The 11,022-nt window shown below is 71.7% G+C and carries 10 protein-coding genes; 2 read left to right on the top strand and 8 right to left on the bottom strand.

From position 1 onward, the window contains the following. The 5 genes from L615_RS12250 to groES all read right to left on the bottom strand — a co-directional run. Positions 1-823: cytochrome d ubiquinol oxidase subunit II (locus L615_RS12250; RefSeq protein ID WP_145725256.1), on the bottom strand; the 823-nt coding region annotated here is incomplete at its 3' end. Continuing rightward, on the bottom strand, positions 820-2,214 hold the full coding sequence (locus tag L615_RS12245) for a cytochrome ubiquinol oxidase subunit I (RefSeq protein WP_028653831.1): 1,395 nt from the start codon (positions 2,212-2,214) through the stop codon (positions 820-822). The genes L615_RS12245 and L615_RS12250, both read right to left, overlap by 4 nt. A 58-nt stretch (positions 2,215-2,272) precedes the next feature. Beyond that, a complete protein-coding gene (locus L615_RS12240) occupies positions 2,273-3,157 on the bottom strand; it encodes a GNAT family N-acetyltransferase (protein WP_145725237.1) in 885 nt (294 codons plus the stop codon). A 116-nt stretch (positions 3,158-3,273) separates the two neighbouring features. Beyond that, complete coding sequence (groL, locus tag L615_RS12235) at positions 3,274-4,896, bottom strand: chaperonin GroEL (RefSeq protein ID WP_145725236.1); 1,623 nt, start codon at positions 4,894-4,896, stop codon at positions 3,274-3,276. Between the two features lie 103 nt (positions 4,897-4,999). Then, complete coding sequence (groES, locus tag L615_RS12230) at positions 5,000-5,293, bottom strand: co-chaperone GroES (RefSeq protein WP_028653828.1); 294 nt, start codon at positions 5,291-5,293, stop codon at positions 5,000-5,002. A 259-nt stretch (positions 5,294-5,552) separates the two neighbouring features. Here groES and L615_RS12225 point away from each other — a divergent pair, with 259 nt between their 5' ends. Together L615_RS12225 and L615_RS12220 are read left to right on the top strand one after the other, a co-directional pair. Continuing rightward, positions 5,553-7,727 carry an MMPL family transporter gene (locus L615_RS12225; protein ID WP_261376667.1) on the top strand — a complete coding sequence of 725 codons (2,175 nt, stop codon included), beginning with the start codon at positions 5,553-5,555 and terminating at the stop codon, positions 7,725-7,727. 23 nt (positions 7,728-7,750) lie between these two features. Continuing rightward, positions 7,751-8,929, top strand: a complete 1,179-nt coding sequence (locus tag L615_RS12220) for a class I SAM-dependent methyltransferase (protein ID WP_145725234.1) — start codon at positions 7,751-7,753, stop codon at positions 8,927-8,929. A 12-nt stretch (positions 8,930-8,941) separates the two neighbouring features. Here L615_RS12220 and L615_RS12215 read toward each other — a convergent pair whose 3' ends face one another. The 3 genes from L615_RS12215 to L615_RS12205 all read right to left on the bottom strand — a co-directional run. Then, on the bottom strand, positions 8,942-9,571 hold the full coding sequence (locus L615_RS12215) for an MBL fold metallo-hydrolase (RefSeq protein ID WP_145725233.1): 630 nt from the start codon (positions 9,569-9,571) through the stop codon (positions 8,942-8,944). Then, on the bottom strand, positions 9,568-10,680 hold the full coding sequence (locus L615_RS12210) for an S-(hydroxymethyl)mycothiol dehydrogenase (protein WP_028653825.1): 1,113 nt from the start codon (positions 10,678-10,680) through the stop codon (positions 9,568-9,570). The genes L615_RS12215 and L615_RS12210 overlap by 4 nt, the downstream gene beginning before the upstream one ends. 166 nt (positions 10,681-10,846) lie before the next feature. Beyond that, the coding region (locus L615_RS12205) for a transposase (protein WP_186449845.1) at positions 10,847-11,022 on the bottom strand (176 nt) is incomplete at its 5' end.

Raw genomic sequence — 11,022 nt, 5'->3', positions numbered from 1 at the left:
ACTGGCCGACGCCCCAGCCGGAGACAACGGCGGCGGCGAACCGCGCGACGCCGTACCGGCGCCGCCAGAGCAGGTACGTCGCCGCGGCACCCGCGATGCCGGCGAGCACCACGAGCGGCGCGGCCCGTCCCTCGAGCCCGGCGGCGAGGGTGGGCGCGTCGTGGTCGATCGGCACGAGGGCGGCGAACACGATCGCGCCGGTCGCGAGGCCGACGACGAGCGCCCGGACGCGGATCTCGCCCGCGAGACGGTCGTTGCCGCTGCGCTCGGCGTCGGCGGCGAGGAAGGTCCCGGCGAGGAACGCGCACGTGCCGACGGCGATCAGGCCGCCGAACAGCGAGGTCGGGTTCACCCACGACTCCCAGCGGTCGCCCGCCCCGTCCAGCGGCACCCGGCCCGACGCGATGCCGCCCGCGACGGTCCCGAGGAAGAACGGCGTGAGGATGCTGGAGGTCGCGAAGACGACGCCGAAGAGCCGGGCCTGGCCGAGGGTCTCGGAGTACTTCCGGAAGGCGAAGCTGGCGCCGCGCAGCACGATGCCGAGCAGCGCGAGCAGCAGCGGCAGCACCAGCGTCGACATCGCGGCGGCGAAGGACTCCGGGAAGCCGGTCCACCAGGTCACCAGCACGTAGATCAGCCACACGTGGTTGGCCTCCCACACCGGGCCGATGCTGTGGTCGACCAGCGTGCGCAGCTCCGCGCCGCGCCGGCTGCTGCCGGCGGTGAGGTCGAAGAAGCCGGAGCCGAAGTCGGCCCCGCCGAGGACGGCGTAGGCGATGACCCCGACGAAGAGTGCGGCAGCGACGGCGACCTCGAGGCTCATCGGGACACCTCCGGGGCGTAGGGGCTCGGCAGGTCCTCGGCACCCTCGCGCCAGCGACGGGCCATCGAGCGCAGCACGACGACGGCACCGACGGTCATCGCGGTGTAGACGACGGTGGAGATGCCGAGCAGCCACCACAGGCTCGCGCTGTAGTCGCCGACCGCCTCGGGGGTGCGCATGACGCCGTGCACGATCCACGGCTGGCGGCCGACCTCGGTCGCGATCCAGCCCGCCTCGAGCGCGACCGCGGCGAGCGGGCCGGCGACGGCGGCGAAGCGCAGGAACCACCGCCGTTGCAGCAGGTCCCGGCCCCGCTTGCGCTGGACCCAGAAGAGCACGACCGCGCCGGCGAGCAGGGTCCCGATGCCGACCATCGTCTGGAAGGCCCAGTGGGTCAGGTTGACCGGCGGGTGCTCGTCCTCGGGGATGGTGTCGAGGCCCGGCACCGGCTCGTCGAGGGAGTTCATCGCGATCACCGAACCCAGGACCGGGATGTCGATCGACCACTTCACCTCGCCGTCGACGAGCACGCCACCCAGGCGCAGCGGCGAGGGGCTCTCCGTGGTCTCGGCGAGCTCGAAGGCCGCCAGCTTGGCGGGCTGGCGCTCGTCGAGGCCGCTGCCGAGCACGTGGCCCATGAACGGCTGGGCGACGGCGGCGATCGACGCGAACGCGAACGGCACGATGAAGCCGAGCCGGTGGTGCTGGTCGCGGCGGCCGCGGAGCAGCCCCACGGCGTACACCCCGGCGACGGAGAAGCCGGCCACCATGTAGGCGCCGATCCACATGTGCGCGAACTGGGTGAAGGTCTGCAGGTTGAAGAGCACCGACCACGGCTCGATGTTGGTGACCTCGCCGTCGACGAGGTCGAAGCCGGTCGGCGCGTTCATCCACGCGTTGACCGCGAGGACGCAGTAGGCGCCGAACACACCGGTCACCGCCATGGGCAGCACCATCAGCACGTGCCGCTTCGGCGGGATCCGGTTCCAGCCGTAGAGGTAGATGCCGAGGAAGATCGCCTCGAGGAAGAAGGCGAGGCCCTCGAACGCGAACGGCAGGCCGAGGACGTCGCCGTACGTGCCCATCAGGCCGGGCCACAGCAGGCCCATCTCGAAGCTGAGCACCGTGCCCGAGACGGCGCCGATGGCGAAGAGGACGGCGGAGACCTTGGCCCAGCGGTGCGCCAGGCCGAGCGCGACCGGGTCGTCGCGGCGAATGCCGATCAGGTGCATCACGAAGATCATCGCCGGGAAGGCGACGCCGAAGCAGGCGAGGATGATGTGCCAGCCGAGCGAGAGCGCCATCTGCTGGCGGGCCGGCAGGAGGCCCGCGGGCTCGGCGTCGGTGGCGAGCTGGGTCAGGACGGTGGTGACGACGTCGGGGGTCAGCACGTCCTCGACGCTAGCCTCTTGTGAATGCGTTCACAAAAGGTCGGGGCTGACGACTCGGTCACACCCCGGTGCCACCTGCTCCGGCGCGCAGGTCGGTGATGGAGATCCGCACGGTCAACCGCTCCCCCGCCATCCGGATCCGCCCGCGCATGCCGGCCGCGAGCACCATCGGCAGCACCGCCTTGGTGTCGGAGGGGGCGGTCAGCACGATCTCCTCGCACCCGGCGGACCGCGCCGCGCGCGCGATGCCGGCGAGCAGCTGGGTGCCGACACCGCGGCGGTGCCACGCCGGGTCGACCCACAGGTCCACCGGCCACGGGCCGTCACCCTCGACCTTCGTGTACTCCGCGCGCCCGGCGACCTTGCCGCCGGCCAGGGCCGTCACCACCGGGCCGTCGGTCACGAAGTCGGGGGTCGCGCTGGCGGCGGGCTGGTGCGGCGCCGGAGGTGCCGCCCGGTCGAGGACCTCGCCGACCAGCTCGGCGAGCGCGGCGGCCCGCTGGCGCTCGGTCTCGGTGAACGGGGTGTCGCGGCGGATCTGGATCGTGGCCGAGCCGCCGACCGTCATCTCCAGCACGTCGTCGTGGTCCGCGCTCGGCGTGACGTCGGCGTCGAAGAGGTGCGCGGCGACGTCGGGGAAGCTCGCGGGCTGGTCGATGATCGCGCGCACGGCCTGCACGTAGCGCGTCGGCTGGTCCTCGAGCGCCGCGGTCGTGACCGGGACGGCGGAGACCATCTGCCCGCCCGCGCCGTCGACCAGCTCGCCGAGCCGGTCACGGGTCCAGTCCTGCGGGACCTGCAGCACCATCTCGTCGGTGACCGAGGAGTCACCCGGGAAGACCTGGACGGTCTGGATGTTCACGCCGGCGCGACCGCACGCCTCGGCGAGCTGGGCGAGCGCTCCGGGTCGGTCGGGCAGTCCGGCGCGCACTCTCCACAGCATGGCCCCATCATGCCGGAGGGGGCCGAGACGACGCGACGCCGAAAAACCGCCCCGGCCCGCCGCACCGAGAGGTACGACGGGCCGGGGTTCAGGCTGTGCAGCCGGTCAGCTGCCGGTCAGTGGCCGTGGCCGTGCCCGTGGCCGTGGCCCGCGTCGGGCTCCTCCTCCTCGGGCTTGTCCACGACCAGCGTCTCGGTCGTGAGCAGCATGCCGGCGACGGAGATCGCGTTGGCCAGGGCCGAGCGGGTCACCTTGACCGGGTCGATGACGCCCTGCGCGATGAGGTCGCCGAACTCGCCGGTCGCGGCGTTGTAGCCGGTGCCCTCGCCGGCCTCGCGGACCTTGTGCGTGACGACGTAGCCGTTCTCGCCGCCGTTCTCGGCGATCCAGCGCAGCGGCTCCTCGACGGCCTTGCGGACGATGCGGACGCCGACGGCCTCGTCACCGGTGAGGCCGAGGTCGTCGTCGAGCACCTTCGAGGCGTGGATGATGGCCGAGCCACCACCGGGCACGATGCCCTCCTCGATCGCGGCCCGGGTCGCGGAGACCGCGTCCTCGATGCGGTGCTTCTTCTCCTTGAGCTCGACCTCGGTGTGCGCGCCGACCTTGATCACCACGACGCCGCCGGAGAGCTTCGCGAGCCGCTCCTGGAGCTTCTCGGTGTCCCAGTCGGAGTCGGACGCCTCGATCTCCTTCTTGATCTGCTCGACGCGCGCCTGCACGGCGGACTCGTCGCCGGCACCGTCGACGATCGTGGTGTTGTCCTTGGTGACCACGACGCGGCGGGCCCGGCCGAGCTCCTCGAGGCCGATCTGGTCGAGCTTGAGGCCGACCTCCGGCGAGATGACCGTGCCGCCGGTGAGGATCGCGATGTCCTGCATGATCGCCTTGCGGCGGTCACCGAAGCCGGGCGCCTTGCCGGCGACGGCGGTGAAGGTGCCGCGGATCTTGTTGACGACCAGGGTGGAGAGCGCCTCGCCCTCGACGTCCTCGGCGAGGATGAAGAGCGGCTTGCCGGTCTGGATGACCTTCTCCAGCAGCGGCAGGAGCTCGGCGATGGCCGAGATCTTGCCCTGGTTGATGAGGATGTACGGGTCGTCGAGGACCGCCTCCTGGCGCTCCGCGTCGGTGACGAAGTACGCCGAGTTGAAGCCCTTGTCGAACTGCATCCCCTCGGTGAACTCGAGCTCGGTCGAGGGGGTGTTGGACTCCTCGACGGTGATCACGCCGTCCTTGCCGACCTTGCCGAAGGCCTCGGCGAGCAGGTCGCCGATGTGGCTGTCGCGCGAGGAGACGGTCGCGACGGAGGCGATGTCCTTCTCGTCGTCGACGTCGCGGGCGGCCGAGCGGAGGGCGTCGCCCACCGCGCCGCCGGCGGCGTCGAGGCCGCGCTTGAGGCCCATCGGGTTGGCGCCGGCGGCCACCGCACGGAGGCCCTCGTGCACGAGCGCCTGGGCGAGCACGGTCGCGGTCGTCGTACCGTCACCGGCGACGTCGTTGGTCTTGGTCGCGACCTCCTTGGTGAGCTGGGCACCGAGGTTCTCGAACGGGTCGTCGAGCTCGACCTCACGGGCGACGGTCACGCCGTCGTTGGTGATGGTCGGCGCGCCCCACTTCTTGTCGAGCACGACGTAGCGGCCCTTGGGGCCGAGGGTCACCTTGACGGTGTTGGCGAGGGCGTCGACGCCGCGCTCGAGCGCGCGCCGGGCGTTCTCGTCGAACTCCAGGATCTTGGGCACTTGTTGCTCCTTGCTGTGGAAAGCCGACCGCCCGGGACGTCGTCCGCGTGGTCGCCGGGGCGACCGATGCGGACGACGTCCCGGGCGGTTCGAGACTCGAAGGTCAGGCCAGGACGGCCAGGACGTCGCGGGCCGAGAGGATGAGGTACTCCTGGCCGGCGTACTTCACCTCGGTGCCGCCGTACTTGCTGTAGATGACCTTGTCACCCACGGCCACGTCGAGCGGGACGCGGTTGCCGTTGTCGTCGATGCGGCCGGGGCCGATCGCGAGGACCTCGCCCTCCTGCGGCTTCTCCTTGGCCGTGTCGGGGATGACCAGACCGGAGGCGGTGGTCTGCTCGGCCTCGAGGGGCTTGACGACGATCCGGTCCTCGAGCGGCTTGATGTTGACCGACACGATGTCGACCTCCACTTTCTAGGGCTGATGCGTTTGGTTTCTACTGCTGGTTCGTGGTGCGGCCGCAGGCGCGAGGGGCGCCCCCGACCGGCGTTGGCACACTCGGTGCGAGAGTGCCAAAGATGAAACTAGCACTCACGGCAAGCGAGTGCCAGAGGTGCCCGGGCCCGGGCCAGCGCGAGTTTCTACCAAAGTCGGTTGACCGGGGTCGCGCGGACACGGAAGCGTTGCCCCCATGTTCGCTGCCCTGGGTCGTTTCGTGACCCGATTCCGCTGGTTCGTCATCGCCGGGTGGATCCTGCTCGCCGCCGTCGTCGTGAGCACCGCGCCCGCCCTGGAGTCGACCCAGGACAACTCCGAGTTCCTGCCCGACCACTACGAGTCGATCCAGGCACTGCAGCTGCAGGAGGAGAAGTTCTCCGACGCCTTCTCCCCCGGCGCCATCCTCGTCATCGAGCGCGAGGACGGCGCGGCGCTGACCGCCGAGGACCAGGCCGAGGTCGGGACCTTCGCCCAGGAGCTCGCACCCGAGCTCGGCACGGACACCTTCCAGCCGGCCGTCTTCTTCCAGGACGAGCAGGGCAAGCCGAACCTGTCGGAGGACGGCACGGTCCTCTTCGCCGTGATCCCGCTGGCCGACGGCGCCACCGGCTACGACACCCAGGCCTTCGACGACGGTCGCGACCTGCGTGAGGAGATCGACGAGCTCACCGGGGACTCGGGCCTCGAGGTGCGGGCGACCGGCGCGGTGCTGCAGGGCCTCGACTCCCAGGAGTCCAGCGAGCAGACACTCGTGATCGTCGGCATCGCCACCATCGTGCTGATCGTCGGCCTGCTCGCACTGATCTTCCGCAGCGTGCTGATCTGCCTGCTGCCGATCGTGACCGTCGGCATCGTCTCGATGATCGCCACCGGCGCGATCGCCTGGGCCAACGACCTCTTCGACCTCAAGGCGGACGCCTCGGTCGAGCAGATCCTCGTCGTCGTCCTCTACGGCGTCGGCACCGACTACATCCTGTTCTTCCTCTTCCGGCACCGCGAGCGGCTGCGCCAGGGCGCCGAGGTGAAGGACGCCGTCGTGCACAGCCTCGACCGTGCCGGCGAGGCGATCGCGTCCGCCGGTGGCGCCGTCATCGTCGCGTTCATGGCGCTCGTGCTCAGCTCGCTCAGCATCTTCCGCGCCATCGGCCCGGCGCTGGCCATCGCCGTGTTCGTGACCCTGCTGGCCGCGCTGACCCTCGTGCCGGCGGTCGTCTCCCTGCTCGGCCGCGCGCTCTTCTGGCCGTCGAAGTCGTGGCAGAAGGAGCCGAAGCACGGCACGTTCGTGAAGCTCGGCCGCGCCGTGGGTCGCCGCCCGGGCGTCGTCGCGCTCGTCTCCGGTGGCGTGATGACGGTGCTCGCGCTCTTCGCGCTCAGCTTCAACCCGTCCTTCGACTTCAACTCCAGCCTGCCCGAGGGCGTGGAGTCCACCGAGGCGATGGAGACCTTCCAGGCGAACTTCTCCGCCGGTGCCGCCGAGCCGGTGCCGGTGCTCGTCGACGCCGAGGGCGCCGACGTGACCGAGGCCCAGCTCGGCGAGTTCAAGGCGGCGCTCGAGGGAGCCAGGGGCGTCGACGCCGTCGCCGGCCCGGTCCCGTCCGAGGACGGCTCGGCGTTCCAGTACTACCTGACGCTCGCCGACGACCCGGTCTCCGACGCCGCGCAGGACAACGTCGCCGGCCCGATCCGCGACACCGCCCACGACGCGGCGCCCGAGGGGACCGAGGCGTACGTCGGTGGCACGCCCGGCATCTTCGCCGACATGTCCTCGGCGATGGCCCGCGACTACAAGGTCGTCTTCCCCGTCGCCGCCGGCGTGATCATGCTGATCCTCGCGCTCCTGCTGCGCAGCCTGGTCGCCCCGTGGTTCCTGATGGCCGCGGTCGGCCTCGGCTTCGCCGCGACCCTCGGCCTCACAGTCATCGCGTTCCAGAACATCGGCGGTGAGCCCGGCCTGATCTTCATGCTGCCGATCTACATCTACCTGTTCGTCACGGCACTGGGCACCGACTACAACATCTTGATGATCGCCCGGTTGAGGGAGGAGGCCCGCGAGGGCCGCGACCCGCACGACGCCGCGTCGCAGGCGGTCACCCACGCCGGCCCGACCATCGGCGCCGCGGGCATCATCCTCGCCGGCACCTTCGCGTCGCTGATGCTGGGCGGCAACACGCTCATCGTGTCGATGGGCTTCGCGCTCGCCGTCGGCATCCTGATCGTGGCGTTCGTGATGTCGATGTTCTTCACCCCGTCGCTGACCTCGCTGCTGGGCCACGTCGCCTGGTGGCCGGGCCACGGGGACGAGGCCCGCGACGACGCGCACGGGCACGGGCCTGCCGGTGGCGAGCCCCGCGACGGTGACGAGGTGCCGGCCGGGGTCGACCTCGTGAAGTGAGCACCGCCTGACAGGATCAGGGGGTGGACCTCGAGACGTTCCGGTGGCTGCTGACCGACGACGGGCAGGCGCTGCTGGCCGAGGCCACCACCCTGGTCGCCGACGGCGCGAGCCCGCTGGCGGCCGGCTCCGCCCTGCGTCGTACGACGACCGGCGAGCGTGCCGCGGCGGCGCTCGGGCAGGTCGAGCTCCGGCAGCGCGCGGTCGCGAAGTTCGGCGAGCTCGCCGCCCGGATGTACTTCACCCCCGACGCGCTGGAGCAGGCCACCCGGCAGCGGGTCGCCGACCACCGCGCTGGTCGGGCCGCGGCGTTCGGCGCGCGGACGCTGGTCGACCTCGGGTGCGGGATCGGTGGCGACCTGCTCGCCGCCTCCCGGGTCGGGATCATCTGCGCCGGCGTCGACCTCGACCCGGTGCGGGTCGCGATGGCGGAGGCGAACCTCGCCGCGGCCGGGTTGCCCGGCGCGGTCCAGGTCGCCGACGCGACGACGGTCGACCACCGGGCCTTCGACCTCGCGTTCGCCGACCCCGCCCGCCGCTCGGGCGCCGGGCGCAGCTTCCGCGTCGACGACTGGACGCCGCCGTGGACGTGGGTCGAGGGCCTGCTGCGCCGCGACGCCTGCGTGAAGGTCGCACCCGGCATCCCGCACGACCTGGTCCCCGACGGCGTGGAGGCCGAGTGGGTCAGCGACGACGGCGAGGTCAAGGAGGCGGCGTTGTGGTCCGGGCGCACCGCCACCGTCGCCCGCCGCGCGACGGTGATCCGCGAGGGCGGGCTGGCGACGCTGACCGAGGAGGACGACCCGGGCGCCGACGCCGTCGGCACCCGCGCGGTCGGCGCCTTCCTCTACGAGCCGGACGGCGCGGTGATACGCGCCGGCCTGGTCACCGCGGTCGCCGCCGGGGTGCACGGCGGGCTGGTCGACCCGAAGATCGCCTACCTGACCTCCGACGACGCCTTCCGCACGCCGTTCGCCCGGGCCTACCGGGTCGTCGAGGAGCTCCCCTACCGCGAGAAGCAGCTGCGGGCCGCGCTGCGCGAGCGCGGCGTCGGGAGGATCACGCTCAAGAAGCGCGGCGTCGAGGTGTCCCCGGAGGCGCTGCGCAAGCGGCTGGACCTGCGCGGCGACGCCGAGGCGACCGTGGTCCTCACCCGCGTCGCGGGCGAGGGCACGGCCCTCCTCGTCGACCCGCTGGGCTGAGGCCCAGCACGCTCACCGGCCGAGCGCCGCGGCCTCCGCGCCGATGGTGGTGTCGTCGCCGTGCCCGGTGTGCACGACCGTGTCGTCGGGCAGGTCGAACAGCTTCGCCCGGATGGAGTCCTCCAGGGTCGGCCGGTCGCTGAACGAGCGACCGGTGGCGCCGGGGCCGCCGTTGAAGAGGGTGTCGCCGGTGAACACGCAGTCCAGGTCGGGCGCGTAGAGGCACACGGCGCCGGGAGCGTGCCCCGGCGTGTGCAGCACCCGCAGCGTCGTACCGGCGACGGTGATCTCCTGCCCGTCGGACAGGTCGACGTCCCAGAGGTGGTCGGTGTGGGTCAGCTCCCACAGCGGCCGGTCGTCGGGGTGGAGCAGGATCGGTGCGCCGGCGCCGCCGTTGACCGCCTCGCGCAGGGCGGGGGCGACGCGGACGTGGTCGTCGTGGGCGTGGGTGCACACGATCGCGTTGACCCGACGCTGGCCGACCACGGCGAGGATGTCGTCGACGGAGTGCGGGGCGTCGATGACGATGCACTCCTCGTCGTCGCCGACGACCCAGATGTTGTTGTCGACCTCGAAGGTCTCGCCGTCGAGGGAGAACGTCCCCGACGAGACGGCGTGGTCGACGCGTGCCCGGCCGGTCACAGGACCACCACCGAGCGCAGCACGTCGCCGTCGTGCATCCGGGCGAAGGCGGCCTCCACGTCACCCAGACCGACCTCCTCGGTGACGAAGGCGTCGAGGTCGAGGCGACCCTGGCGGTAGAGGTCGACGAGCATCGGGAAGTCGCGGCTGGGCAGGCAGTCGCCGTACCAGCTCGACTTCAGCGCCCCGCCGCGACCGAAGACGTCGATGAGCGGGATGTCGGGGACCTTCATGTCGGGGGTGGGCACGCCCACCAGGACGACGGTCCCGGCCAGGTCGCGTGCGTAGAACGCCTGCTTCCACGTCTCGGGGCGCCCGACGGCCTCCACGACGACGTCGGCGCCGTCGGCGCCCTCGTAGGTCTCCGCGCAGATCCGCTTGACCTCCTCCACCGGGTCGACCTTCGATGAGTCGACGGTGTGGGTGGCGCCCAGCTCCTTCGCCTTCTCCAGCTTCCGCGCATCGATGTCGACGGCGATGATCGGCGACGCACCGGCCAGCGCGGCACCGGCGATCGCGGCGACCCCGACGCCGCCGCAGCCGATGACGGCGATGGACTTGCCGCGGGTGATCGCGCCGGTGTTGATCGCCGCACCGATGCCGGCCATCACCCCGCAGCCGAGCAGGCCGACGGCGGCCGGGCGGGCCTCGGGGTCGACCTTCGTGCACTGCCCGGCGGCGACCAGGGTCTTCTCGGCGAACGCGCCGATGCCCAGCGCGGGCGAGAGCTCGGTGCCGGCATCCGGGCCGTCGGCGAGGGTCATCTTCTGCGTGGCGTTGTGGGTGTTGAAGCAGTAGTGCAGGTCGCCGCGCTTGCACGCCCGGCACTCCCCGCACACCGCGCGCCAGTTCAGCACCACGAAGTCACCCGGCGCGACGCCGGTGACGTCAGGACCGACCGCCTCGACGATGCCGGACGCCTCGTGGCCCAGCAGGAACGGGAAGTCGTCGTTGATGCCGCCCTCGCGGTAGTGCAGGTCGGTGTGGCACACCCCGCAGGTCAGCACCTTGACCACCGCCTCCCCCGGCCCGGGGTCGGGGACGTTGATGGTGGCGATCTCGACGGGCGCACCCTTGGTGCGGGCCACGACGGCGCGGACCTGCTGCATCGGAGGCTCCTTGCTGGACGACGACGGGACGTGTGCCCCGAACCTAGCGAGCCACAGGTTGGTCGCGGGTCAGTTCCGCGCGTCGCTGGCCGCTGTCACACGTGGTTCGCCGCTCTGGCAGGACAGAGCCCCGTGGGGTGGTGGGTTTTGAGGTGATCCTCGGTGCCTACTCGTCGCTGCTCTCGATGGCGGCGACGGGATCAGTATTGCTGGTCTCGTAGAGCTTGGCCATGGAGCCTTCGGACAGGTAGCGGCGGTCGCCGGCGATCCATTCGTCGTGCATGTCGATGAGCACCGCGCCGACGAGTCGGATGACCGCGGCGGCGTTGGGGAAGATCCCCA

This window comes from Nocardioides sp. J9, from assembly GCF_007829375.1.
Taxonomy (GTDB): domain Bacteria; phylum Actinomycetota; class Actinomycetes; order Propionibacteriales; family Nocardioidaceae; genus Nocardioides.
This window is presented reverse-complemented; position numbering and strand designations above follow the sequence as displayed.

Excerpts from the sequence above, each read along its gene's own strand:
- L615_RS12240 (WP_145725237.1), bottom strand. The coding sequence starts at position 3,157 with ATGCTGTGGAGAGTGCGCGCCGGACTGCCCGACCGACCCGGAGCGCTC.
- L615_RS12210 (WP_028653825.1), bottom strand. The coding sequence starts at position 10,680 with ATGCAGCAGGTCCGCGCCGTCGTGGCCCGCACCAAGGGTGCGCCCGTC.